The organism is Pelosinus fermentans DSM 17108, assembly GCF_000271485.2.
Lineage (GTDB): Bacteria > Bacillota > Negativicutes > DSM-13327 > DSM-13327 > Pelosinus > Pelosinus fermentans.
This window is the reverse complement of the sequence record NZ_AKVN02000001.1, coordinates 556412-582406: the sequence shown is the minus strand read 5'-3', so window position 1 is coordinate 582406 and position 25995 is coordinate 556412. Positions and strand designations below refer to the sequence as shown.

Here is a 25995-nt window from a genome sequence, read left to right as displayed (position 1 = left end):
AGAGGGGGTCATTTTTTGTGAATGTCTTAGCTTTTGATCTAGGAGGAAGCGGCGGTAAAGTCCTTTTAGGGCGGTATGATGGAACTAACATACATCTGGAAAGTGTTCATCGATTTGAAAACAGCCCTATTCCTATTAACTCCGGCCTTTATTGGAATATTATCAATATTTATCAGCAAATGAACATCGGCATAAGAAAAGCAATTTCTATGACGAATGATACGATTGTTTCATTAGGTATTGATACATTTTCTAATGATTTTGCATTTATTGACCGAACCGGGGAATTGCTCTCTCCAGTACGCAGTTATCGTGATCATCGAACGCAAAAATACAAACAAGAGACTTATCAGAAAATGTCTCCTGAGACTCTATATTCCCTTACCGGAAATCAAAATGCACTATTCAATACATTAATGCAATTATCCGCAATGAGGCAGGCAGGGCAAGGCCATATCTTGGACAACTCTTACAAAATGCTTTTTACCCCTGACTTACTTATTAATTTCTTAACCGGCGAATTTGTCTCAGAATACACAATATCTTCGGTGAGCCAATTGTACAGCTTTAAAGACCAAGACTGGTGTGACATCATTTTGGATACATTTCAAATTCCTAAAGACATGCTGGGAAAGTTAGTTCAACCTGGTACTATTATAGGTCCCACCAAAGAAGAGTACAATAAGCAGCTGCAAACGAAAGGATTCCAAGTTATCGCTGTTTGCGAACATGATACAGCATCTGCTTTTCTTGCATCTGTTAATGATAGAGATTGCGCTATCATTAGCAGTGGAACTTGGGCCTTGGTTGGAACAGAAATACCAGAACCTATTATCACGGAGCAGGGATTAAAATATAATATTGCTAATGAAGGCGGCTATCCAGGGAGACATCGTCTGCTGCGCAATGTAATGGGATCATGGCTAATTCAGGAAATTCGTGAATACTACAAAGAGAACAATCAAGAATATAGCTATGCTGAACTTGAGATTTTTGCAACTGAAGCAAAACCCTTTGCCTATCTAATAGACGTCGATGACCCTTTGTTTTTTTCTCCTGGAAATATGCCCGAAAAAATCCGTACTTACTGTTCAAACCATTACAAACAAGCACCGCAAACCATCGGTGCGTTAGTACGTTGTGTATATGAAAGCTTAGCTTTTAAATATCGTTGGACTATCGAAAAGCTCGAACACATGATTTTCAAACCATTAACAAGTATTAATGTCGTCGGCGGTGGTTCAAAATCAAATCTGATGTGCCAATTTACAGCGAATGCCTGCAATAAACCCGTTGCAGCAGGTCCATCTGAAGCAACCGCTTTAGGAAATATACTTGTTCAATTGATTGCCAATAAACAAATTACTGACATTAGTGAAGGGAAAAAAATCATACGGGCATCCTTTCCAACGCAGGAATTTTTTCCGGAAGATATCCTAATTTGGGAAAAAGAATATCTAAAATTTAAAAATTTATTAAACTTAGATTAATATTAATGTTTCTTTGGCAGGTCTGTTCCAACTCTCGGCTTGTCATAGGAATATCTCAAATTTTCATTTTGAGATATTCCTAAAATCAAGTGTCACCCAATTGTCACTAATTTGACATAATAAGAAGGCTCCCATCTCTGGGAACCACTAATTTCCCCTGGAGCCGATATGCAGATTCGAACTGCAGACCTACTCATTACGAATGTGATATTAGATTTCCTCTAAATCCAGTAACCACGCATCATATAAGGATTTATCATTTCTAAAAAGTTCATAAAAATTAAAATAAATCAATAAAAATGCATCAGGTTGCACACCAATTGCACACCAAAAAATTGAAGAGTTATTTGATAAAAAGTTACAAAATCCTGCAATTTAAGAACATCTATGAAATGCAGCATACCTTAAATAAAAAATCACCGTTCACCATTTGGGCAGACGGTGATTTTTACTGTGGATAACTTCATCTGCATTTCAACTATTTACTAAGTATAAACCAAATCATCCTGTTCAATGTAATATCCTTCCTTATGACTCTATTTCTCATATTTACATTTAATTACCAATCATGTTTTTCCCCTCCCCTAAACATACTATTAGAAGATAGTGATAAAGTTGGAAAGCAATTTTATCACTATCTTGGATATAAATTTAGGAGGAATTCAATTGAGACAAGTAAGTGATGTAGAAGTTTTAGCCCTAACAAAGCTTCTGGAGATGGAAAACAATTCATTGGCTATAGCAAAAACCAGCATAATGGCTATATCCGATGAACAGCTGAAAGCTTTAGCGCAAACTGGAATTCAAACAACTGAAAGTAGAATTGTAGGATTACAAAAATTTGTTTCGGAAAATATATTATCTTCATCCACGGCAAATCAGCCGCAGATGCAGTAAGGAGGATTTCTGACTATGTCATCTATTATTAATAGCATGTTTTCAAATACTGCAGATAGTTCCGCAGATCAAACTCTTGCCTATGCTTCAGCCTCAGGTGCAGCTGCTGCAGCACAGGCATATTTTTCTGCTACTTTAACTGCAACAACTCCAGAAGTGCGAAGATTATTTGCGGAGTATTCATCTCAAGCAGTGATGGGGCATGAAGCTCTCTTAGGCTTAATGATACAAAAAGGCTGGGCTAATCCTTATGACGAACCAACGCAACAGCTTCAATCCGTTATCAGTCAGGCTCAACAAAGTTCTGCCTCCCAATAAAATCTTACGATTTTGATTTGCCCATAAGAAAACCGGGAAGCATCCCGGTTTATTTTATTTTGTTCAAATTGTAATGTTATTCCTATTTTTAATGTTTTAAACAATGCTCATATTATTGATGGATTGCAATATCTATTTTTACTTTTTCTTATTATTTTCTTAATTTAACAGCAAAGTACCGTATTATTGAAGGTATTAATAGTCATACTACCGTTATTCAATGACAAACAATAAAACTATAAGGAGATGCATCAATGTTTAAACATGAAAAGCAACTTTTACAAGAAGTTCGGGTGGAAAAAGCGAATCCCACTTATTATTGAACGGTCATGATTTGGATACAGAAGGCGTACAAGCAGGGCACATTCAAAGTCACGTTCTAACTGGACTAAATCCCTTAATGGCAAATGCCTCAGGTTACCTTTGGACTGCAGCCTATGTAAATGTCACAGGAGATTTGGCAGCAGATCTGTTATCAAATATTGCAGCAGAGCAGCGAGCTAAAGTTGTTTATGAATATCTTTATCGCCAAATTGAAGATCAACATGTCAAAAATACCATTGACTTTCTACTTAATCGAGAAGAAGCTCATAACACCTTATTCCGACAAGCATTTAATCAAATACAGGGAACCGGTTCCACTAAAGATTGGGGTGTGGATGAAAATGCACGTCTCTATTTTGATCTCTCTACCCCTGGAAAGTATTTTGATATTAAGAACCCTCAGCCACCAGCTTTTCAGAATCCAGATCCTAATGCCAATCCTCCAAAATCTCCCAATCCTCTTATTCAATAATTTGCAACAGTGTAGCCAAGATGAACTGCCATCTTGGCTACTTTCAAATACTTTTCTTAAAGAACCAACTTTATTGCGTTTTACTCAACTTCCTCAATAGTTTTTCTTATTTCCTTTCCATGAACCACTTGCCCATATCATCAAATAAATAAACCTGCTTACCCATGATCTTACAAGTATAGCGTATGCCTACATCGCCACCTATTAGTGATGCAGCTTGGCGCACGTCAATAAGACGATCCACTTCAAAGACTCTGCCATCTTCCCATTTAATTGATAGTGGATGGATGTTGCCGTATGTATCATGCTTTGCTATAACTTCAATAAACACCTTATAATCACTCATTTTCAACGCTCCCATTTCGAACGTACGTTTTCATAAATTATAAAGTTTTGGAATGCGAAATCAAGTGATATATACTTACAAGTTAAAACCGCCCCCAAAGGAGCGGTTTTTTATGTCCATCTACCATCTAGGCTCTTTGAGAGCAAATTCTCTCCTTTATCACGATGTTCCTCTATACCACCTTCTAGGTGTGTCTCGGTATACTGAATAGGATTTTCAACTGATCCGGAACGTTTCAGTTCTTGGAATAATTTTAATCGATTCTCTTCAGATAGTTTTTGAACAAATTTATTGATCTCTGACCATTCATCTATGTGATCAGCCATCTTGTACCTCCTTCGATGTTAGCTTTGCATTTAGTATGTCCTGGTTTCTATAATTTAAAAAATAATTCTTACTGCAGCTATTTTTAAATGCTGCAAAAGGCACTCGTATCGCCACGGATTAAGGCACAACAAAAAACCAGACAAATAATCTTTGTCTGGTTTCGTTTTTATAGGTAATTGCACCACTTTAGCACCACTAGAATCCGCTCATTTTCGGCACCACGCGGCACAGCTATTAATTTCACTGGAGCCGATATGCAGATTCGAACTGCAGACCTACTCATTACGAATGAGTTGCTCTACCAACTGAGCTATACCGGCAATCTACCTCTACTATTTTATCGCAATACGACCTCATAGTCAAGAATACTGCCCGTACTTAATTTGGTAAAATTCTATAATATTCCTCAATTTTATCCTTCTCCCAAAGCACTTACGCCACCCTCCTTTCTGGCATCTGTAATTACATTATAAAGTATGACACCTATGTCATTGTCAAGAGCAGTATCTAATTCATATCACAGGCAGCCTGCCATGATAAATAGCATAATAACAATAGAGAATGGGCTGGAAAAATTCCAGCCCATTTTTTTCGCTCAAAGAGCTTCCTCTCGCAGCACCGTTTTTATCATGCTCCGTGCATTGATTTGAAACGCCTGAGCTGGCTGCTCTAACTTGCTCTGCTCATCGCGAAACACTTTTTCATATTCAGTTAAAATGTGCTCTTCATCGTATCCCTGGCTGGCGAGACGAAGGATAAACTCCTTGGTTTCTTTCACAGCCAAGAGACAATTTTCCCAGTAGCTCCCCGTATCCCTTTCATTGACCAGACCGTAATGAGGTGAAATGATGAATTGAGGATTTAGTTTTTGGCATTTATGGATTGAATCCACTGCCTCAGAACAGCTGGTTAAAAAAGCAGGATAAATTTTTCCCGATTTACTCATATATCCTGTTGATTCACTAGGAAACAGGGTGTCATTATCAATCAGAAATGATAATGAACATTTGGTATGACCTCGTGTTTCAAGTACCCGAATGCTGAGGCCCCCTAGCTCCAGCACATCTGAGTCACAAATAATCCTATCTACTTTCATCATTGCATCATCATAGTCCACGATGGAATCTGCACCATAAATTTGGGCCGCCTCAAAGCTAAGGCTTCGAATCAGCTTTAAAGCATTTGGCTTATTTAAAGTCTGTTTTGCATATTCTGCCCCTAATACCTGACTATTAGGCCATTGTGCTTTTAAATACGGAATGGCACCGATATGATCATAATGGGAATGACTGATACAAATATAATCTAACGGTCTATTGCGTAGTACTTGCTTACTATTCTTAATGAGATTTGAAGCACAATAGGCCATGCCACAATCAATTAATGCCGCTTTCTCCGCTCCCACTAGTAAAAAAGCATTACCGCCTTTTCCGCCTGTGACATCTATAATTCTATCCATTATTCTTTTTATACCTTCCTTGTATTTACTGAGCCATAAAAACAGCTAATAATCCATCCCGCCCCCAAGCCGACCACCAGCGGTATGATCCAACCCATTCCAATATCAAAGAATGGTACAAAATTACGATACATAATAAGAAACCCCTGAACATTCTCCTGATTTTTAACACTCTCCGGCATTGCATTGATCCCATCGGCGATACTGACCAGCAAGGTACATAGAGTTGTCATCATATATACAATCTGCCGGTCTTTAAACAGGGGCGATAATAGCGCCAAGAGAATTAATGTGATGGCTAATGGATATAAAAACATTAATACCGGAATGGATAAAGAAATAATCTGTGTCAATCCAATGTTGGCAATCAAACAAGACAAAAGGGTAAATAACACTACATAGGATTTATAACTAAGAGAAGCAGGAAATAGTTCCTGAAAGGTTTCTGAACAGGCAGTAATCAAACCGATGGCCGTTTTTAAGCAAGCAAGGGTTACAATAATTGCTAATAGAACGCTTCCCAGGGATCCAAAATAATAATTGGCAATTTGCGCTAACGCAATCCCGCCATTTTCTGACAGCTTATATTGACCAATGCTTGTCGCTCCGATATAAGCCAGACAGCCATAGATTACCCCCATCAAAAGAACACTTACACTGCCTGCTTTAATCGTGCCAATCGCAATATTGCGCGGGCTTTGAACCCCAAGCCCTTTAATCGTCTGAACAACAATAATGCCAAAGGCCAGGGAGGCCAATGCATCCATGGTATTATACCCTTCAGTGAATCCTTTGAAAAAAGGATCTGTAGCATAGATCCCATGGATCGCAGCGTCAGAGATACTGCCCATTGGCTTTAAAAAACTCACGATTACTAAAAAAGCTAAAAATACTAAGAATAGAGGATTTAAAATCTTCCCTACCCAAGTTAAAATTTTACTGGGCTTCAATGAAAAAAGCAAAGCAACAAAAAAGAATAGGATTGTAAAAACAGCCAGCCCAAGTGTCTGGTATTCATTTGCAATATAGGGAGCCAGCCCAACCTCATATGAAACCGTCCCGGTTCTGGGAAGTGCAAAAAAAGGACCGATGGTTAAATACAATAAGACCGTCATGATGTATCCATAAATAGGATGGACACGACTGGCTAAATCAAACAAGCCGCTGCTTTTTGAAACGCCAATGGCTACAACGCCTAAAAAGGGCAGCCCTATCCCTGTGACGAGAAACCCGATGGTTGCACTCACAACATTACTGCCAGCTTCTTGTCCCATATGTACAGGGAAAATCAAATTACCGGCACCAAAAAATAACCCAAATAACATGGAACCAATCAATATATAGGATGATAACGTCAAACGTTTATCCATAAATCCACTCCTACTTTCTAAGTTATATCTTTGCATCTTAGGCTAGCACATTATTGAAGTATATAACATTTCGAAAAAATTATCAATTCCATACGATATTTTCCTAATGGATGTCAGCGAATGCCTTTCTGAGCCCAGTACTCACTGGGTTAAAATTTGCAATATGTAATCCAAATCCAAGATAATGGCATAACAATCACCATAGCAGGCAGCATATTCCCAATCGGAAAAGATTGAATCCCACAAATACGAAACCCGGTAGCCAGCATAAGAATACCGCCACATGCAGTAACATCAGCCAGCATAGCAGGTGTGGTTAACGGCATAATGAAAGATGCCGCCAAAAACAAAATCAGAAATACCCCTGTACCGCTTGCACAAAACAGAATCACAATACCAACAAACTGATCCATAAATTCTTTTGGATTCTCTGTCCCTGCTTTACTGGAAAACAACTTTTCAACCGGCCCTCGAGCTTTATTGGCCCAAATTTCAATTTACAAAATACGTTCCAATATCTCCACATCAGGTAAGAAAAAACGTTTTTAAAAATAAAAGATTTGAACCACAAAGGCGCAAAGTACACAAAGGGTTTGCTGCGGTCAGCGGCATTGCGTCTTTGCTACGCTCTATACTTATAAAAAAGCTAGACAGCCATAGATCTATGACTGCCTAGTTCAATGTAACTCACAATTATAATGCTTTGGGATTCCATTCCTTTAACTTATCAACATGGGAACCAGCCAGATCCATGACACTCATCCCATGGAACATTGCGTCCTCAGGAGTAATGGTGAGAATCTGAATGTCATCATAAAATAAAATGACATTTTCCCCGTCATAATCCAAAATATATTTATCCGGATTATAGTTTGCCAACTGGCTGATACGGTATAAGGAACCAGCTACAAAATATGCTCGATACAATGGTTTATAGCCGCCATACTCCGCACGAATCGTCGGCAATTGCCAAGCACCATCTACAACCAGCCCCGATGTACCATCGGGCGCTAATTGAGCTTTTGGATGGATCTTGTCCTTATCCAGAAAATTTTGCACCAGAGCAATTCGCTCTTTACTCTCAGGATGATCGGAAAACAGATCACTCTGCGAACCTTTTTCCAAACTGGCAAGTTTCATCAAACCCATTTTCATACTATAGGGATTATAGCCCGCCTTAGAAGAATGAATATATCCCAGATAATCAGCTTCTCTCTCATCAGATCGGCTATAGCCGGCCATAATCGCATTCATGGCTAAATTCTGAAGTATCGCAGCTTTATCACCAAATACTGCAATGAAACCGATATTGAGCAGTAGATTTTTTTCAATTTGTTTTACCGAATGCCGTTTGACCACATGTCCTATTTCATGTCCGATAACGCCAGCTAATTCATCATCAGATGGCATCAGATCCACCAAACCCTTAAATATGTAAATAAACCCGCCAGGTGCTGCCATGGCATTGACATCTTTGGAGTTTAAAACTTTAAACGAATAGGGTAAATCTTTTCGGTCACTAACAGCTACCATGTTCATACCTATTTTAGTTACCCGTTCTTGCAGTGCTGGATCATCCACCACGCCATATTTTTTCTCAAGCTGCTTGCCCACATCACGGCCAATACTGATTTCACTCTTCGTACTGATCATAGCGGCCTGAGCACACGGTACCCCATACAGCGTAACAATGCAAACAATTGCAGCAAAAACCACTCCTACGCGAAGTATCATTCTATGTACCATTTGAGCCCTCCAATCGAATACATCATGATGTAGCATCTCATGAATATTCTATCATATCTGGCACAAAATAACTCACAGAAATAATTTCCCAGCCGTCTATACCGTATCTCCCCTGCATTCGCCCCTGGCCTTTTCTATGGCTTTCGTCTCAAATGACAATAAAAGATGATTAGCCAGGTATGCCAAAAGAGAGGACAAAATCGTCCCCCAGAGAATTTTGGGCAAATAATTCATCCGTAACCCATCAAATAGCAGGACGCCTAATCCCCCGCATGAATCACGGCTGCAATGGTTGCAATACCAATGGTAGAAACGGTTGCAATGCGAATGCCTCCTAAAATAATCGGCAAGGCTAGAGGCAGCTGTATTTTAAAGAACATATACCTGTTACTAAGCCCCATCCCATATCCGGCCTCGATAATAGAAGCATCGATCGACTGAAAGCCCGTTACTGTATTCCTGACCAAAATGTATTGATTGTAGATGACTAACACGGTAATAGCAGTCATCTTCCCCAAACCGAATGCCGGAAGCAAAAAAGAAAACAAGGCTAAACTGGGTATGGAATAAACAACACCAAAGAAAGATAATGCAGCCGTGGACAGCCATTTTGACCTTGCAATTAACAATCCTGCCGGTATTGCCAATAAGAGCGAGATTATCATACTCAGACAAACCAAATACAAATGTTCCAACAGCAGTATCAGCATTTGATCATAATATTTTAATAGGTACGTAATCATATTCAGCCACCTTGTTCATTAAGCAGATAAAATCTTCCCCTGCCTAGTACTCACTTTAAGCTGCTCCCATGTGATTTTTCCTACCACACCTCTTCCACCATCCTCTACCAGTACATGATTTTGGTCATGTTCTAAAAAATAAGTTAATATATTGTGCAAGGATTCTTCTGTACCCACACGAAAAGCACGATCACTGACCTGGGCATCAACTGGCAGCATTACCGATTGTGCCTTTAGTACTTTTAATCGCTGCACAATATCCTGGGTTGCAATCAAGCGAGCAACATATTCATTAGCCGGCTTTGAAATAATCCCATAAGGTGTATCAAATTGCTGAATTTCCCCCTCATGCATGATCACCACTTTATCACCCAGCTTAAATGCTTCACTAACATCATGGGTCACAAACAATATGGTTTTGTTCAGCTTCCTTTGAATGCGAATCAGCTCCTCCTGTAAGTTCTGCCGCGTGATGGCATCAATCGCACCAAAAGGTTCATCCATTAACATAATGTCCGGATCAGCTGCCATAGCCCTGGCCAAGCCGACTCGCTGCTGCTGCCCTCCCGATAATTGTCTTGGATACCGCTTTTTAAATTCCCGGGGTGATAGGCATACCAGCTCTAAAAGCGCATCCACCCGCTTGGCAATTGCATCTGTATCCCATCTTAAAATTTGAGGGATGGTTCCAATATTTTCTTCAACTGTCATATGAGGAAATAAACCAACCTGCTGAATGACATACCCAATTTTACGTCGATACTCTTCTAATTTTAAGTTTTTAATGGACTCTCCGAAATACAAGATTTCCCCGGATGTTGCCTCATAAATTCGGTTCACCATTTTTAGAAGAGTCGTCTTGCCAGATCCCGAAGTTCCTAAAATAGTAATAAAGCTTCCTTCGCTGATACGCATATTGACCCCTGCTACAGCGTATTGAGACGTATTGGCATACTGCTTGCTTACATTACGAAACTCAATTGCAGTTCTAGCCACTTTATTACCTCCTTTTCTTCTCCCAAGTCTCGGCACCGCTGCCCAATCTATTTGATTGTATTAAAAAACTCCTTTGCGACCTCATTGTATTCCCGTTTCTTAATATCCACCTCAGCATTTAGCATAATCACCGTTTTGTTATCCAGCTTTGCTGTCACTTTATTCAAGATATCCTTTATCTCAGGATGCTTCTCCACTACATCCTGCCTGATAACAGGAGCAATGTTATAAGGCGGCCATACATGCTTGTCATCTTCCAATACAACAAATTCATCCTTGCTCAGCTCTCCTTCTGTGGTATATGCTACCGCCAGATCTGCCTTATCATTGTGAAGTACATCATATTTAATACCGTTGTCATACAGCCTGCGATCTTTAAAATCAAAAGAACCATATACCTTGACTAAGGCTGGCAGTCCATCTGCTCTTTCGTCAAATTGACCTTGGGAAGCAAACCGGATTTTACTGGCATGTTTCTGCAAGTCAGAGATCGTACGGATCTGATATTGTTCCGCTGCTCTTTTACTCATCACCAGACCTTGGGAATCATTGGCGGCAGAAGGGTCCAGCCAAATCAATTTGAATTTTTCTTTATATTTAGCAGAAACTTCCTGATAGACTTCTTTTGAATCAAATTTAGGAGCTTCTTTTAATACCGTTATCAAACCTGTCCCCGTGTACTCAGGATAAAAATCAATATCACCATTGATTAGCGAGTTATGAACAATCGCGCTGCCCAGGTTTAACTTGCGCTCGACTTTATAGCCTGCATGTTCCAGAGCTAAGCTGTATAACTCACCTAGGATCAAGGATTCTGTAAAATCCTTTGAACCTGCTTTTATCGTCACCTTATTCCCTTTTGCTTGATCAGAGCTGGCAGAGTTACTGCTGCATCCCATTACAACCAGTAATACGGCTGCCATGGATAACAACAAAAACATTCTGAGTCCCGATATTTTTTTAATCATTTTCCACACTCCTATTGCGTTAATCCCGTTGATACCTCGTAACCATATGCTGTACAGCTGTTAAGGATACCTCTGTCAAAACGGATAACAATGCTACTGACATCCCTCCAATCAATAAGATCCTTACATCATTCATTCCAATACCGGTAAAGATAAAATCGCCTAGTCCGCCGGCACCGATATAGGATGCTAATGTGGCACTGGCGATAACCTCCGTAGCAGAGGTCCGCAATCCTGTGAGTATGAGGGGCATTGCTAAAGGAATTTCGATAGCAAAAAGAATCTTGCCAGCATTCATTCCCATGCCTGCTGCACATTCCAGCACAGAAGGGTCAATGTTTCTAAAACCCGAATACGTATTAATCAATATTGGCGGAACTGCCAGTAACGTAAGTGCGAACAAAGCAGGTACAAAACCCGTACCTAATATGGGCATGGCAATGACAAGTACAGCCAAGCTGGGTATAATGCGCAGAATGGTAAAAGCATTGATCACAGAATAAGATACGCTGCCATTTTTGGAACACCAGATTCCTAAAGGTACGGCGATTATGAAACTGACAGCAATCGCAGCCAGGCTGATCTCAATGTGCACAATGACAGCCTCATAATATTTATCAATATTGAGTAATAGATATGCAATGCTCTCATTTATCATTCTATTTCCCTTTCTCATACAGTATGAATTTCTTGCATTTATCATTCTTTATGGAGCAAGACTATTTTATAGACCGTTTATTTTCCATCCCATTAAAAAATAAAATAAAAAGACCAAGCAAATTTCTATATTTTCCACCTATAAAACGTATACTTTCTAACACCGAGTAAAAAAATTTATACTTTGTGCCTATATAAGCAGGTATTATTTGATCAATGTAGTATACTATATAATATAAATTCTATATATAGTGCGCACTATATACTGTAGAAGGTGATTTTATTATGCAACTTACCATACGACAGACTAATATTCTAGAAATAATACAGACCCTCGGTCCAATTACCGGCAACAAAATTGCAGAAAAACTAAACCTCAGCCGGGCAGCTCTTCGTTCTGATTTAGCTATTTTGACGATGTCACAGCTCGTCAGCGCAAAACCGAAAGTCGGCTATTACTTTACAGGCCGCGACCTGCAGCAGCTAAACACCATGTCCTTTGATGCCATTCTTATTGCCGATACCCTTTCTGCGCCCATTGTGGTAAGAGAAAACAGCACCGTCTATGATGCGATCCTTACCTTATTCACAGAAGACGTCGGAACGATTTTCGTAGTATCCGAAGACAATTTCCTAGAAGGGGCCCTTTCACGAAAAGATCTGTTAAAGGCAGCGATGGGAGGCAAAAATAATAACGATCTGCCCGTCAATATTATCATGACACGAATGCCAAAAATCATCTTAACAACGCCGGAGGAATCGGTGCTGTCAGCTGCTCAGAAGCTTTTGTATCATCAAGTAGATGCCCTGCCGGTAGTAAAAATCATAAAAGAAGGTGAAACCACAAAATATCAGGTAGTTGGTCGTTTTACCAAAACCAACATTACACGACTTTTTGTTCAATTGGCAGAAAAATAATCGTTTATTCAAAATTCCAAGACAAAGGAGGCCCTCTTTGGATACTCTACGTAGCAGCCAAGTTCCCGTCGTATACATACTCTCTGATTCCATTGGCGAAACAGGAGAATTGGTTGTAAAAGCAGCGATTAGTCAATTTAATGGTGCCAGCATCGAGATTGAACGCAAGCCTTATTTAAAATCCGCTGCACAAATTGATGCCATATTAGAAAAAGCAGCCCAAAGAAACGCAGCGATCTTCTATACCTTAGTCCGTCCGGACTTAAAAGAGGTTTTAGAAACCAAAGCTCACGCCTTAGGAATAACACATGTCGATATTATGGGACCTGTCATTGATGGTCTGCAGGCAGTCACTCGCCTGTCTCCTCGCAACGAACCGGGCCTCATTCGCAAAATAGATCAAGCTTACTACACAAAAATTGAAGCAATTGAATTTGCCGTAAAATTTGATGATGGAAAAGATCCCCGCGGTCTCTTACAAGCAGATATTGTCATTACAGGTGTATCCAGGGCTTCGAAGACACCTTTATGCATGTACCTGGCACATAAAGGCATTAAAGCTGCCAATGTACCTTTGGTAAAAGAAATTCCGCCGCCGTCTGAACTGTTTCAGGTGGCTGCTCATAAAATTGTCGGGCTCACTATCAAACCGTCTTTATTATTTGAAATACGCAGAGAGCGGCTAAAAGCAATGGGGCTGCAGCCTTCCAGCAGCTATGCGAATTTAGAACGTATTATTGAAGAACTCGATTATGCTCAGGATATTATGCGCAGAGTCGGTTGCCCTGTCATTGACATTACAAATAAAGCAACAGAAGAAACTGCTGAGAGAGTTTTAGATTTTTACCGTAAAGGAGTCGTTGAACAATGAAAAAATTCGTATATTTATTTGATCAAGGCAGCGCCGATATGCGTTCACTCTTAGGAGGAAAAGGAGCAAATCTGGCAGAAATGACCAATATTGGTCTGCCTGTACCACCAGGTATGACCATTACCACAGCCGCCTGCAAAGAATACTATGAAAATGGCAAAAAGCTTCCAAGCCAGATCATAGAAGAGGTGCGCGAGAATTTGGCACATCTGGAAAATACCATTGGTAAAAAACTAGGGGATGTAACAAATCCCCTGTTAGTTTCCGTTCGCTCTGGAGCCGTATTTTCCATGCCAGGTATGATGGATACTATCTTAAACCTTGGATTAAACGAAAAAACAGTACAAGCGGTAGCGAAAAGTACAAACAATTTGGTATTTGCTTATGATTCCTATCGCCGCTTTATCCAAATGTTTGGCGATGTTGTATTGGAAATTCACAAATATGAATTTGAACAGCTTTTGACGCAGCACAAAAAGAAGCAAGGTGTTACCTTTGACCAAGAAATGTCTGCAGATACTTTGCGGGCAGTAATCGACAGTTATAAAGAACTCATATTAGAAAAAACAGGCGAAGCATTCCCTGAAGATCCAATGGAACAATTATTCTTATCCATTGAAGCGGTGTTTCGCTCTTGGAATAACGAACGAGCCTTTATCTATCGCAATCTGAATAAGATTGATCATGACCTGGGTACTGCTGTTAATATTCAGTCGATGGTATTTGGAAACATGGGTGATGACTGCGGTACGGGTGTGGCATTTACCAGAAATCCTTCCAATGGTGAAAATCTGTTATATGGAGAATACTTAACAAATGCTCAAGGGGAAGACGTCGTAGCAGGCATTCGCACTCCCCAGCCCATTGCAAAATTAGCCGCAGAAATGCCTCAAGTCTATGCTCAGTTTGCTAAGACGGCAAAAATCTTAGAAAAACATTATAAAAATGTGCAAGATATTGAATTTACCATTGAAAAAGGCACTTTATATATACTGCAGACCAGAAATGGCAAACGCACTGCCCAAGCCGGTATTAAAATCGCTCATGATCTAGCAGCAGAAGGCTTGATCACCAAACAAGAAGCCCTGTTATTGATCGAACCGGGCCAGCTTGATCAGCTGCTTCACCGCCAAATTGACCCTAACGCCAAACTGGATATTATGGCTACGGGGTTACCAGCCTCACCCGGTGCCGCCTCCGGCATTGTCGTCTTTGATGCCAATCATGCAGAAGAGCTGGGCAAAAAAGGGCAAAAAGTGATGTTGGTGCGAACGGAAACCACACCTGACGATATTCATGGCATTATTGCCGCACAAGGCATCTTAACCAGCCGGGGAGGCATGACCAGCCATGCAGCAGTAGTAGCCCGCGGTATGGGGAAACCTTGCGTCTGCGGCTGCGAAGCAGTAAAAATCAACTATCATACTAAGACCTTCACAATTGGAGAAACAATCATAAAAGAAGGAGATCTAATCTCCATTGACGGCGCAACAGGACGGGTCATCGCAGGCGTTGTCCCCATGAAAGATCCTGAACTCTCTACGGAATACCTAACCCTGTTACAATGGGCCGATGAATATAAGAAACTAGAAGTTAGAGCCAATGCCGACAATCCTGCGGATGCACAAAAAGCATTAGATTTTGGTGCCAAGGGCATTGGATTAACTCGTACGGAACACATGTTTATGGGCCAGGACCGCCTGCCTCATGTACAGGAAATGATTTTGGCAGAGAATTTTGAGGAACGCCAAACCGCCTTAACTCATTTACTGCCAATGCAGGAAGAAGACTTTTATGGTATTTTAAAAGTCATGGCTGGCTATCCCGTATGCATTCGTCTCTTAGACCCGCCTCTTCATGAGTTCCTTCCCAGTATGAACGAGCTGCTGATTGAAACGACTACCCTGCAAATTACACAGGAAAATATGGCACTCCTTGCGCAAAAAGAAGCCTTGCTTAAAAAAGTGCGTGCACTTCATGAATCCAATCCAATGTTAGGACATCGGGGCTGCCGCCTTGGCATTACATTCCCTGAGATATACGAAATGCAAATTCAAGCCATCTGCAATGCAGCTGCCCGCCTCACCACCGAAGGTTATAAAGTCTTACCTGAAATTGAAATTCCATTAACCATCGGCAGCGCAGAAATGAATTTCTTCAAAGAGAAAATTGATACAATTGCTAAAGCTACTATGGAAAAATATAAAGTAAGCTTCCATTATACATCCGGTACTATGATTGAACTGCCGCGGGCAGCCCTCTTAGCTGGTGAATTAGCAGAAGCAGCGGAGTTCTTTAGTTTTGGCACCAATGATTTAACACAAACCTGCTTAGGATTTAGCCGTGATGATGCGGAAGGCAAATTCCTGAATGATTATTTAGATATGAAACTATTACCCGATAATCCCTTTATCACCATCGATCGCAAAGGCGTAGGAAAACTAATGGAAATCGCAGTAGAAAGCGGACGCAAAACCAGACCGGATATTCTAATTGGTATTTGCGGCGAACATGGCGGCGAGGCTCGCTCCATCGAATTCTGCCACCAGATTGGCCTTGATTTTGTCAGCTGCTCTCCTTATAGAGTCCCCATCGCCCGCTTAGCCGCAGCACAAGCCGCCATAAGCAAAGGCGAAAATTATGGAACAAAATAAGTAATACTGCTACGTACTTGTTAAAAGAAAAAACAATTTGAAAACGCGAAGGCGCGAAGAAATACGAAGAACACGAAGGAGTAATATTGTTACTTCTTCGTGTTCTTTATAATCTTCGCGTCTTCGCGTTTCATTATCTTTTTTGCCCTATTTCCACTTTTTCGCTGCACGATTGAATTTCTTCCAAATTTTATTTGCTTTCTTTTGCAGCTGCAGCTGTTCACATATTTGCCAGCCGATCAGCATGCCTGCCTCTAAATGTACCGCCCTGCTGGATTTACTTCGCAATAATGCCTTTAGCAATATCTCTGTACTACGGGTATCTGTTATCATCCCCAAAGTATCCTGCAGTTTTTCCAGCTGTTCTGCAATAGAAGCTCTATCACCTAACAGCGGCTGCATTACTTCTACTACATACTTAAGTTTCTTGATTCCCAATCGTAAATTATGAACATCGTTGACATCCGCCCAAACTATAGATTCAGCTTCTTTTCTCACCATCTTGATCCAATTGACTAAACCATTGCTAACAAACTTTTCTGTTGTATGATCAGAAAGGATCGATTGCTGCCAGTCGTTATCTAAAATCTCGCCCCACAAACCTAATAATAAGGGCGTTGCCAAACCGGAACTGCATTCACTTGCAATCTTCTCCATTTCCTGATTGCGGCTGTCAGCAAGAACATCTCCCAACCAGACTTTGGCGCTTCTTTCCTCAGACTGATAATCCTGTAATTGACGCCAGCTGGCATAGGCTACATCTAAATCCCTCAATCTGGCCAGTCTTTGACCAAACTTTTTTAATTCATCCTGATACCAAGTGTTCTGTTTGATTACATTCAAGGGTTCGGCAAACTCCAATACCGATCGCAGACGCCGCAGACAAATACGCAGTTCATGAACTAATTCCGGCAGCTGGGGATTTTCAAGAAAAGCCCGCTGTGCCGTTAGAACATGATGAATCAGCTCTACCAGCAGTACGGCTACAGCCTCACTAACAGGCTTGGCTGTATCCACCTGAGGTACAGAATTCTTCTTTTGCTGTACAGTCGCCAGACCTGCCAGTAAAAGTCCCCGATAAAACTTACTATCAGGTTCTGGCAGCAGCGGAAACTCCCTGGATAAAGCAGCGCCCAGCATAAATAATGCTTTAGACTCTCCTGTTTTTAATTCTAATTCGATCTCTAAAATAGGTGATGTCTTCTCTCCCGCAATAATAGCACCTTTATCAGCGGCTACTTCAATCGTACTGCTGTCAGGCATAACAACCTCTACCATTCGCCGCTCAAAGAAAGTAATTAAAATAGGCTCTAATATTTCATCACCCACTACTTCCTGCAATCGTTCACCAATTTCAGTATGAGCAAAGGCTCCTGCATCAGGTTCATTATCGGAAACAACTACGTTCCATTCTAACCTGGCATGCAGCCCTCCCTTAGAAGAACCACCGCTTTTGACAGTAGCAATCCAATTCTCACCTTCACGGCGCAGACGATAAGCCAACTGTGCTTTTTGCAATGCATGACTAGGCGTATCAAAGTAACGAGCTTCTAATTGCTGGGTAATCTCTGATCCAGGAACAGTCACTGCTGCCAACGCCTCTGCTGTCATGATTTTTTCCCATACACTCTCATCGGCACAACCCAGTTTCAATTCCGTTTCCATATGATTAGGCAATTCGATCACCATCCTACCAAAATCGTCATATTCTCTTTATCCCAGAGTATAGCATGCCCCATAGCTTGTCAATGTCTTCCATGAAAAGATTCTTGCTTTAAGAAAAACGCCTCAAAGCTAGCATTTAGCTGACTTTGAGGCATTTTGTTAAAAGGTTGCAGAGTTTGGTGGAATTTCCAGGAATTCCACACCGGGATTTCGCTCACTAACCCAGCGAATTGCCCATTCATTACTGAGCAGAAGCACTGGGCGATCTTTGATATCACGAATCATCATACCGCTGTCTATGCTCTTCATCGATTTAATAGCCTGCTCATCGCCGGTTAACCAGCGCGCAACGCTAAAGGATAAACGGTCCATAAGCAGCTCTACACCATATTCATTTTTCAATCGATACTCCAGCACTTCAAATTGCAGCGAGCCAACTACACCAATAATAAAGGCCTCGGATGCAAACTCGCTCTGGCGGAAGACCTGAACAGCCCCCTCTTGGGTCAATTGGGTCATCCCTTTAACGAATTGTTTCCGCTTCATTGTATCTTTGGGCTGGACCTTGGCAAACTGCTCCGGTGGAAATACCGGGAAATCCTGAAACGTAAATTTAGCCCCTTCCTGGCACAACGTATCTCCAATTCCAAAAATTCCAGGATCAAATAAACCAATAATATCACCAGGATACGCTTCATCAATAATGGTACGCTCCTGAGCCAGGAACTGCTGAGGCTGAGCCAGCTTAATGGCTTTACCTGACTGAGCATGATACACAGACATCCCTCTGGTAAACTTACCGGAACAGATGCGAATAAATGCGAGACGATCACGGTGAGCAGGATTCATATTCGCCTGAATTTTGAAGACAAAGGCAGAAAACTCCTCACTTGCAGGATTAATTTCTCCTTCACTGGACATACGTGCTACAGGCGCAGGTGCCAGTTTCAAAAATTCTTCCAGAAAAGGTCGTACACCAAAATTGGTCATGGCACTACCGAAAAACATAGGTGTAAGTTCGCCAGCAGCTACGAGATCATAATCAAAAGCATCGCCAGCCATATCCAAAAGTTCAATATCTTCACACAACGCAGCATGAACACTCTCACCTAACAATTCACGAAAAGCAGGGTCACTAACACTCCCCATCGTGGAAGGCAAAACAGACTGCCCATGGGCGCCATCTTTGGCGAACAATTCCACTTGCGCCTGTTGGCGATTATAAACACCAACATAACTGCCGTCTATACCTACAGGCCAATTCATAGGATATGCCCTTATCCCTAATACCTGTTCAATTTCCTCCATTAGCTCAAAAGGATTCTTGCCATAGCGATCCAGCTTATTGACAAAGGTAAATACAGGGATCCCCCGCTGGCGGCATACATGAAACAGTTTCTTCGTCTGATCCTCTACCCCTTTTGCCACGTCAATTAGCATCACAGCACTATCTGCGGCCATAAGAGTACGGTATGTATCTTCACTAAAATCTTGGTGACCAGGTGTATCCAAGATATTCACCCGATATCCATCATAATCAAACTGCAGCACACTAGAAGTTACAGAAATACCTCTTTGCTTTTCAATTTCCATCCAGTCAGACACAGCATGTTTTGCTGCCTTACGAGATTTTACTGATCCTGCCAAACGGATGGCACCGCCGTACAATAATAATTTCTCCGTTAATGTCGTTTTCCCAGCATCCGGATGGGAAATAATCGCAAATGTTCGTCGTTTATTAATCGTCAATTCTAACTCTTCCATATGTATCGTAAAAAACCCCCTACACTCATACCTGCACTATGCAAAATTACTCTTCTATTACTATATGTTTACCTATCTAAAATGTCAAATATTATCCTACCCTATACTCCTATTTCTCATGCTTTTTTTAAAAAATCCATTGAAGACGCGAAAAAAACATATTAAAGACCGAACCGCAGAGGCACAGAGAACACAGAGAGGGGTTTTAAGCTAGCGTTATCTCCCCCTCAGTGCCCTCTGTGCCCTCTGCGGTTAAAAATCCCTTCGTGTTCTTCGCACATCTTTGCGTTCTTCGCGATTCAGCGTTCTTTTTTGTTGTACTATGCTTCTTTCGCAATCTGGTGTCGATTCACCGGACTCCCCTTTAAAGTATCAGCAGTTTGGCTATAAGCAAATGCAGGATTTAGAGCTTTCACAAAACCAGCAACCCATTTCTGATAGCATTCTTTCATAAAGGCTTTATCTACGCCAGCTTTCGTCCAATTTCGTTCCTGCAGGCAGATTTCACCCTCCCAAATCACTTTATTATCTTCATTTACCGTTACTACGTCGCCCTGATCACAAGGCATGCCATTTAGTACATAGTCATTCACTGCCTGATAAATCCCCGCTGCTCTTTGCCCATCATATTTCCCCTGGGCTTTGGCATGTTCACCGCACAGCTTGCCATGTTCAGCATAAGCGGATAATACAATATCTTGTGCAGCACCGCCACAAGTATCCACCAATTCTTTAATGAAAGCAGCTTCCCGCGTCTCTGCTATCGTAATCTGGCGCTGCAGCCAGCCATGAATATTCGTATGATCAATTAACTCACCAAGCTCCGTATCCGGTAAAGGCTGACCATAAATCTGCCAGACCTGAGACTGCAGTTCCTCTGCCGTAGCTCCACACATTTCCTCAGCCTTCTGAAAGATCAGCTGCTCCCGTTCTACTACCCGCCCGATTTTATGATATAACCAGTAATGAATATGACCTAAAAATGCACTCATAATGAGCCTCCTAAATTACTTTATTTAATCCTGCTAAAATTTCTTTTACATCAAGCCCATGTATTCCTGCTGCCTTTTCTAACGCTTCTCCTGTTGCCGACGGGCATCCTAGGCATCCCATCCCAAAGGAGCGGAATACAGGAACGGTTTGAGGATAAACCCTGATAATATCACTAATTACGCTTTCTTCTGTAATTTTATCGCCAAATACCAATGTACCTTCTGTGAGACCACCCGCTACCGGAACAAGCACTTTTCCCTCTGCAGATTGAGGTACTAGAGGTTCTGTCGTCTGGCTGACTCCTTGATAAAAAGCAGCTAACACATCCGCCCTAAACTTTTTAAACCCGACGCGATCGATAAATTGCCCCATGCGCTCTATATCCGCATTCTTTTGATAATACGTAACAATAACGTCTACGATGCGTATTACTTCATCATACTCCAGACCTTCTATCAAGAGATCTGACAAACGGGGATGGGCACCAGCCGTACCGCCCACATAAATATCCCAGCCAATATCGCTACCCATGACGCCAATATCTTTTACATGCACCTCTGAACAAGAATTCGCACAGCCTGCTACGCCAAATTTCATGCGAGACGGCATTTCTTTTTTATGATACAGCTTGTCAAGTTCCATACCCAGTTTAATACTGTCCTGCTTACCTCTTTTACAGAAGATATTACCAGGGCATATTTTAATACTGCGCACACAATTGGCAAAACCCATAGCGGGCTGCATGCCAAGCTCTTCCCATATTTTATCAATATCCTCAGCTTTAAGCCCGGTAATCATCACCCGCTGGGCAGATGTCAGCTTCAATACTCCATGATATTTTTCCGCTATATCAGCATACTTTCTCAAAACATCCGGTTTTATAAAACCTCCAGGCAAATGGGGTGTAATTGCATACGTACGATTGCCATTATGAATTTTTTGTAAATTAGCACCTTTAGGTAACATTGTGCCACCTCCTCAAATATTATCTTTATCATACCCCATAATTACCATCTTATCTGTGATCTATATCAAGTTTTTCAAAAATATTAACACTTTTCTTCTCAAAAAATGCTGCAACTCTAAAAATAAAACATTTTGAAACGCGAAGATGCGAAGAACACGAAGGAATAAATCGCAAATCCCTTCGTGTTCTTCGCACTTCTTTGTGCCTTCGTGATTCATCGTTTTTTTACCCTAAGCTCTGGTATCACTATAAAGCAAATTTCGATATTTTCTCCTGCAATTGTCCTACCATGTTACGCAGCTCAGTGACACAAACGATGGTCTCATCCATATCCATGATCTGCTTTTCTGTGACCGTGTGGACCTCCTCGGTAATAGCAGAGGTTTCCTCTGATCCTGCTGATATATTGCTGAATACAGTTACAATTTCATCGCTTTTTCCACTCATAACCGTAAATCGGCTCTGCATTTCAGACATTTTATCTGTAAGAGACTCAACAGCTACAGCAATTTCTTCAAAAATAGTCCATGTCGCATTCACGGTTTCCTCCTGATCGCTGACAACCTGCTGTGCCTTTTCGATGGAAGACACAGCGATCTTAGACTGCTGCTGAACATCCTGAATCAATACCTTAATATCGTTAACTGCACTGCCGGATTGCTCTGCCAGCTTCCTAACCTCTTCCGCCACTACAGCAAATCCCCGTCCCTGTTCTCCTGCCCGCGCAGCTTCAATAGAAGCATTTAACGCCAGCAAATTGGTTTGAGCAGCAATTTGCTCGATCACCGTAGTGATTGAACCAATTTGTCCAATCATTTCATTTACCTTCCGTACTACACTGTCCACATCCTGAGAAGCCTGCCTGCCTTCTGTCATCTTTTCTGTTAAGGAACATATAATCCCAGCCACTTTGTCATTTAAACTGCACATCTCCCCATAGCTTTGCCCCATCTCATCAGTATAAGCCTGCACAGCTTTAACGTGATCTGCAAGCTCATGCATACGCCCCACACCGGACTCCATCTCCTGGGATTGATTCACAGATACACTCGCAATCTGCCCGACAGACAAACCCACCTCTTTAATGGAATGACTGTTTTTTTCTGCTGCGGCTTTCATTTTATCCGAATTGATTTCAACACCTTGACCGATCTGCTGTACTTGGCTCAGTAAGATGATCATATCCTTTTGCATCTTCATGATTGCATTAGACAATTCCCCTAGCTCATCCGTACGGGTGCTGAACGGCTGTACTACATTCGTCTTAAAGTTACCAGCTCCAAATTCACCAAGATGAGTAATGGCGGCAATAAGAGGCCGTAGGAAATGCCTGGACACAAAAAACGCCACAGAAAGTGCCAGCACGATGGACAGCAATGCAATTGCAATCATCACGCTGCTGACGTCTTCTTGATTCTGCAATCGTGTCGTCGTCCCAAGAAAAAAACTCATTAGTACTAAAGGAACTAGTATAACCCCTATAAAAGCTGCAATTAACCGATTTCTGATTCCCCAAAAACCTCGCCTATCCACTTTTCCACTCCCTCTTCCTTTATCGCAGTGCCACCAATGGTTAACTGCGTGAATTTTTACATAATTCACTTTATTATATACAGCTTTTTGTGATTTTTTTGTCGAAATAAGTCAGGAATAACAAATTCTATCTAATAAACAACCAAAAACTACAAGTAACACAATGCGTCTTTTTTTTATACATTGTTATGGGAGGTATTCTCAATATGTAATTTTGTATTTTTACTGTTGACATATTTAAAAATTCTATTATAATAAGTCTAACAATAAGTTTACAACTTTACACTTTAAAAGTGATGATGGAGAAAGAGAAATGCCCCTATGTTTCAGAGAGCCGGGTAAGGTGGGAGCCGGTAACATATGTATATTCTTGAGTCACTCCTGAACTGCAAGGCTGAAAGCATTGAGTAGGCCGCGCCGGAATCAGTTCGTAATGGAACGCAGCCGTTAACTTGCTAGGGTTTAGCAATAGACCTGATGAGAGATGTATTCATACTTTTGAATACAACAAGGGTGGTACCGCGAGAGAAACCTCTTGCCCCTTTTTAGGAGGCGCAGGTTTATTTTTTTTATCTACAATTAAAGGAGGCAATCATTATGCATAGTAACATTGTAAAAAAAGGTTCAACCAGAGCAGCCCACCGTTCCTTATTTTATGCCATGGGGTATGACAAGGACGACTTGAATAAACCCCTCATTGGTATTGTCAATTCCTTCAACGAGATTATCCCTGGGCATGGACACTTAAAAGACATTGTACAGGCGGCTAAGCTTGGCGTTGCTGCTGCTGGCGGAACACCTATGGAATTCCCGGCTATTGGTATCTGCGACGGAATTGCTATGGGACATAAAGGTATGAAATACCCCCTACCCAGCCGTGAACTCATTGCCGATTCCATTGAAGCTGTGGCTGGCGGCCATGCCTTTGACGGTTTGATCCTAATCCCCAACTGTGATAAAATCGTGCCTGCTATGCTCATGGCAGCTGCGAGAATCAATATTCCCTGTGTCGTAGTAAGCGGTGGTCCTATGCTGGCAGGACGCTACCAAGGAAAAGATATTAGTGTTAGTACGATGTTTGAAGCAGCAGGAAAATTTGAAGCAGGGAAAATCAGTGCTGAAGAACTTGACACCATGGAACAATCCGCTTGCCCTGGCTGCGGCTCCTGTGCTGGTCTCTTTACTGCCAATACCATGAACTGTTTGACAGAAGTTCTGGGCATGGGTCTTCCCGGCAACGGCACCATTCCTGCTGCTTATACAGGAGCACGGAAAACCCTTGCCAAGAGAGCTGGCGCTGTCATTATGAACTTAATCAAGAATAACATTCGCCCTCGGGATATCATGACAAGTAAAGCCTTTGAAAACGCCATTGCCGTAGATATGGGAATCGGTGGTTCTTCTAACACGGTTTTGCACCTAACAGCCATTGCTCATGAAGCCCAAATTGCTTTGCCCCTTTCCCTCTTTGAAGAAATCAGTGCCAAAACTCCTTACATTACCAAGTTAAGTCCTAGCGGCACCCACCACATGCAGGACTTAAACGAAGCAGGCGGTATCAATGCTGTTATGAAAGAACTTGCCAAAGCTGGTGTCATGCATACGGATGCGTTGACAGTAACGGGAATATTATCGGAACGCCTAGAGCAAGCTGAAATTACACGCGCAGATGTCATCCACACGATTGACAATCCCTATCGGAAAACTGGCGGTATCGCTGTTCTTGCCGGCAATCTGGCTCCCGACAATGCCATTGTAAAAGAAAGTGCCGTAAAGGAAGACATGCTGGTCTTTGAAGGCCCTGCCCATGTTTTTAATTCAGAAGAAGAAGTCATTGAAGCTCTGTTAGCAAAACAAGTAAAAGACGGCGAAGTGGTGATTATCCGCTACGAAGGACCCAAAGGCGGTCCCGGTATGAAAGAAATGCTAAATCCAACAGCTATTATTACTGGCATGGGGTTAAAGGTTGCTCTGCTTACTGATGGACGTTTCAGCGGTGCTACGCAAGGAGCCTGCATTGGTCATGTGTCGCCAGAAGCTATGGAGGGAGGCCCCATCGCCTTAGTAGAAAATGGCGATGTGATTTCCATCAATATTCCTCAGCGCTCCCTGGTTGTTAATATTAGCGATGAAGAAATGGCAAAACGTCGTCAAAATTGGATACAGCCTGAACCAAAAATCAAAACAGGTTATCTCTCTCGCTACGCCCGTCTTGTCACATCCGCCAATAAAGGTGCCGTATTAGAATAAGGAGGCCAGCCCCCTTCAAACCTCTTGGAACCTATATCTCCTATTTACTGGGACTCATTATGTATGGGACTTACCATGTCATTAAATGGACTTTAAAAAGGAAAAAACAGAAAGTGATTTACCTGTTAAAAGTTAAAACACTGTTAAAATTAAACCTTTGAAAGACTGAACGAATTGTGCCTTTGTGGTTCATAAATTTCCATGTTCTTCCGTTTATGAGATTTATATCTATACTAAAAAGAAGCCCAAAAGATCCTGACAGCGTCC

The 25995-nt window shown here is 41.5% G+C and carries 23 protein-coding genes, 1 tRNA gene and 1 other annotated feature; of the genes, 8 read left to right on the top strand and 16 right to left on the bottom strand.

What is annotated here, in order from left to right; all coding sequences use genetic code 11:
- Nucleotides 1-17 precede the first annotated feature (17 nt).
- From FR7_RS02690 to FR7_RS02675, 4 genes are all read left to right on the top strand, one after another.
- On the top strand, nt 18-1490 hold the full coding sequence (locus FR7_RS02690; RefSeq protein ID WP_007951922.1) for a rhamnulokinase: 1473 nt from the start codon (nt 18-20) through the stop codon (nt 1488-1490).
- Nucleotides 1491-2156: 666 nt separating this feature from the next.
- The gene (locus tag FR7_RS02685; protein WP_007951921.1) at nt 2157-2387 is read left to right on the top strand and encodes a hypothetical protein; all 231 of its coding nucleotides are present in this window, start codon (nt 2157-2159) and stop codon (nt 2385-2387) included.
- Nucleotides 2388-2402: 15 nt separating this feature from the next.
- Nucleotides 2403-2705, top strand: a complete 303-nt coding sequence (locus tag FR7_RS02680) for a spore coat protein (protein WP_007951920.1) — start codon at nt 2403-2405, stop codon at nt 2703-2705.
- 319 nt (nt 2706-3024) lie between these two features.
- Nucleotides 3025-3501: a manganese catalase family protein gene (locus FR7_RS02675; RefSeq protein ID WP_007951919.1), complete on the top strand. Its 477-nt coding sequence runs from the start codon at nt 3025-3027 to the stop codon at nt 3499-3501.
- A 106-nt stretch (nt 3502-3607) separates the two neighbouring features.
- On the opposite strand, the gene FR7_RS02670 is transcribed toward FR7_RS02675, so the two are convergent.
- The 11 genes from FR7_RS02670 to FR7_RS02620 form a co-directional block, all read right to left on the bottom strand.
- A complete protein-coding gene (locus tag FR7_RS02670; protein ID WP_007951918.1) occupies nt 3608-3847 on the bottom strand; it encodes a hypothetical protein in 240 nt (79 codons plus the stop codon).
- 110 nt (nt 3848-3957) lie between these two features.
- A complete protein-coding gene (locus FR7_RS02665; protein WP_007951917.1) occupies nt 3958-4173 on the bottom strand; it encodes a hypothetical protein in 216 nt (71 codons plus the stop codon).
- A gap of 245 nt (nt 4174-4418) precedes the next feature.
- Nucleotides 4419-4494: transfer RNA gene (locus tag FR7_RS02660), tRNA-Thr, on the bottom strand.
- A gap of 275 nt (nt 4495-4769) precedes the next feature.
- The gene (locus FR7_RS02655; protein WP_007951916.1) at nt 4770-5633 is read right to left on the bottom strand and encodes an MBL fold metallo-hydrolase; all 864 of its coding nucleotides are present in this window, start codon (nt 5631-5633) and stop codon (nt 4770-4772) included.
- An 8-nt stretch (nt 5634-5641) separates the two neighbouring features.
- Nucleotides 5642-7003, bottom strand: coding sequence for a branched-chain amino acid transport system II carrier protein (brnQ, locus tag FR7_RS02650; RefSeq protein WP_007951915.1), 1362 nt, complete (start codon nt 7001-7003; stop codon nt 5642-5644).
- A gap of 149 nt (nt 7004-7152) precedes the next feature.
- Nucleotides 7153-7416 (bottom strand): DUF554 family protein, encoded by a 264-nt coding sequence (locus tag FR7_RS02645; protein ID WP_237769487.1) that lies wholly within the window; start codon nt 7414-7416, stop codon nt 7153-7155.
- Nucleotides 7417-7696: 280 nt separating this feature from the next.
- Entirely contained in the window at nt 7697-8749 is a 1053-nt protein-coding gene (locus FR7_RS02640; protein ID WP_007951912.1) for a M48 family metallopeptidase, read from the bottom strand.
- 260 nt (nt 8750-9009) lie between these two features.
- Nucleotides 9010-9492, bottom strand: a complete 483-nt coding sequence (locus FR7_RS02635) for an ABC transporter permease (protein ID WP_237769486.1) — start codon at nt 9490-9492, stop codon at nt 9010-9012.
- Between the two features lie 18 nt (nt 9493-9510).
- Nucleotides 9511-10488 (bottom strand): ABC transporter ATP-binding protein, encoded by a 978-nt coding sequence (locus FR7_RS02630; RefSeq protein ID WP_007951909.1) that lies wholly within the window; start codon nt 10486-10488, stop codon nt 9511-9513.
- A 47-nt stretch (nt 10489-10535) separates the two neighbouring features.
- Nucleotides 10536-11456, bottom strand: coding sequence for a glycine betaine ABC transporter substrate-binding protein (locus FR7_RS02625; RefSeq protein ID WP_007951908.1), 921 nt, complete (start codon nt 11454-11456; stop codon nt 10536-10538).
- A 19-nt stretch (nt 11457-11475) separates the two neighbouring features.
- Nucleotides 11476-12114, bottom strand: coding sequence for an ABC transporter permease (locus FR7_RS02620; RefSeq protein WP_007951907.1), 639 nt, complete (start codon nt 12112-12114; stop codon nt 11476-11478).
- Between the two features lie 284 nt (nt 12115-12398).
- Here FR7_RS02620 and ccpN point away from each other — a divergent pair, with 284 nt between their 5' ends.
- The 3 genes from ccpN to ppdK are packed head-to-tail and all read left to right on the top strand — an operon-like array spanning nt 12399 to nt 16556.
- Nucleotides 12399-13031, top strand: coding sequence for a transcriptional regulator CcpN (gene ccpN, locus FR7_RS02615; RefSeq protein WP_007951906.1), 633 nt, complete (start codon nt 12399-12401; stop codon nt 13029-13031).
- Nucleotides 13032-13068: 37 nt separating this feature from the next.
- Nucleotides 13069-13902 carry a pyruvate, water dikinase regulatory protein gene (locus FR7_RS02610; RefSeq protein ID WP_007938548.1) on the top strand — a complete coding sequence of 278 codons (834 nt, stop codon included), beginning with the start codon at nt 13069-13071 and terminating at the stop codon, nt 13900-13902.
- Nucleotides 13899-16556 (top strand): pyruvate, phosphate dikinase, encoded by a 2658-nt coding sequence (ppdK, locus tag FR7_RS02605; RefSeq protein ID WP_007938546.1) that lies wholly within the window; start codon nt 13899-13901, stop codon nt 16554-16556. The genes FR7_RS02610 and ppdK overlap by 4 nt, the downstream gene beginning before the upstream one ends.
- A gap of 147 nt (nt 16557-16703) precedes the next feature.
- On the opposite strand, the gene FR7_RS02600 is transcribed toward ppdK, so the two are convergent.
- The 5 genes from FR7_RS02600 to FR7_RS02580 all read right to left on the bottom strand — a co-directional run bounded on the left by FR7_RS02600 (nt 16704) and on the right by FR7_RS02580 (nt 23478).
- Entirely contained in the window at nt 16704-18242 is a 1539-nt protein-coding gene (locus FR7_RS02600; protein WP_237714936.1) for a CYTH and CHAD domain-containing protein, read from the bottom strand.
- A gap of 138 nt (nt 18243-18380) precedes the next feature.
- Nucleotides 18381-19985 (bottom strand): peptide chain release factor 3, encoded by a 1605-nt coding sequence (locus FR7_RS02595; RefSeq protein ID WP_007945111.1) that lies wholly within the window; start codon nt 19983-19985, stop codon nt 18381-18383.
- Between the two features lie 320 nt (nt 19986-20305).
- Nucleotides 20306-20977 carry a hypothetical protein gene (locus tag FR7_RS02590; RefSeq protein WP_007938540.1) on the bottom strand — a complete coding sequence of 224 codons (672 nt, stop codon included), beginning with the start codon at nt 20975-20977 and terminating at the stop codon, nt 20306-20308.
- 10 nt (nt 20978-20987) lie between these two features.
- Nucleotides 20988-21944, bottom strand: coding sequence for a DUF1858 domain-containing protein (locus FR7_RS02585; RefSeq protein ID WP_007938539.1), 957 nt, complete (start codon nt 21942-21944; stop codon nt 20988-20990).
- 247 nt (nt 21945-22191) lie between these two features.
- The gene (locus tag FR7_RS02580; RefSeq protein WP_007938529.1) at nt 22192-23478 is read right to left on the bottom strand and encodes a methyl-accepting chemotaxis protein; all 1287 of its coding nucleotides are present in this window, start codon (nt 23476-23478) and stop codon (nt 22192-22194) included.
- A gap of 287 nt (nt 23479-23765) precedes the next feature.
- Nucleotides 23766-24024 (top strand) — a binding site (T-box leader).
- 51 nt (nt 24025-24075) lie between these two features.
- On the opposite strand from FR7_RS02580, the gene ilvD reads away from it, so the two are divergent.
- Nucleotides 24076-25728, top strand: coding sequence for a dihydroxy-acid dehydratase (gene ilvD, locus FR7_RS02575; protein ID WP_007938525.1), 1653 nt, complete (start codon nt 24076-24078; stop codon nt 25726-25728).
- Nucleotides 25729-25995 lie beyond the last annotated feature (267 nt).

Bases quoted from the DNA above. Each gene is read 5' to 3' on its own strand.
- FR7_RS02680 (WP_007951920.1), top strand. From the start codon at position 2,403: ATGTCATCTATTATTAATAGCATGTTTTCAAATACTGCAGATAGTTCC.
- FR7_RS02670 (WP_007951918.1), bottom strand. From the start codon at position 3,847: ATGAGTGATTATAAGGTGTTTATTGAAGTTATAGCAAAGCATGATACA.
- FR7_RS02665 (WP_007951917.1), bottom strand. From the start codon at position 4,173: ATGGCTGATCACATAGATGAATGGTCAGAGATCAATAAATTTGTTCAA.
- FR7_RS02655 (WP_007951916.1), bottom strand. From the start codon at position 5,633: ATGGATAGAATTATAGATGTCACAGGCGGAAAAGGCGGTAATGCTTTT.
- brnQ (WP_007951915.1), bottom strand. From the start codon at position 7,003: ATGGATAAACGTTTGACGTTATCATCCTATATATTGATTGGTTCCATG.
- FR7_RS02645 (WP_237769487.1), bottom strand. From the start codon at position 7,416: ATGGATCAGTTTGTTGGTATTGTGATTCTGTTTTGTGCAAGCGGTACA.
- FR7_RS02640 (WP_007951912.1), bottom strand. From the start codon at position 8,749: ATGGTACATAGAATGATACTTCGCGTAGGAGTGGTTTTTGCTGCAATT.
- FR7_RS02635 (WP_237769486.1), bottom strand. From the start codon at position 9,492: ATGATTACGTACCTATTAAAATATTATGATCAAATGCTGATACTGCTG.
- FR7_RS02625 (WP_007951908.1), bottom strand. From the start codon at position 11,456: ATGATTAAAAAAATATCGGGACTCAGAATGTTTTTGTTGTTATCCATG.
- FR7_RS02620 (WP_007951907.1), bottom strand. From the start codon at position 12,114: ATGATAAATGAGAGCATTGCATATCTATTACTCAATATTGATAAATAT.
- ccpN (WP_007951906.1), top strand. From the start codon at position 12,399: ATGCAACTTACCATACGACAGACTAATATTCTAGAAATAATACAGACC.
- ppdK (WP_007938546.1), top strand. From the start codon at position 13,899: ATGAAAAAATTCGTATATTTATTTGATCAAGGCAGCGCCGATATGCGT.
- FR7_RS02595 (WP_007945111.1), bottom strand. From the start codon at position 19,985: ATGGAAGAGTTAGAATTGACGATTAATAAACGACGAACATTTGCGATT.
- FR7_RS02590 (WP_007938540.1), bottom strand. From the start codon at position 20,977: ATGAGTGCATTTTTAGGTCATATTCATTACTGGTTATATCATAAAATC.
- FR7_RS02585 (WP_007938539.1), bottom strand. From the start codon at position 21,944: ATGTTACCTAAAGGTGCTAATTTACAAAAAATTCATAATGGCAATCGT.
- ilvD (WP_007938525.1), top strand. From the start codon at position 24,076: ATGCATAGTAACATTGTAAAAAAAGGTTCAACCAGAGCAGCCCACCGT.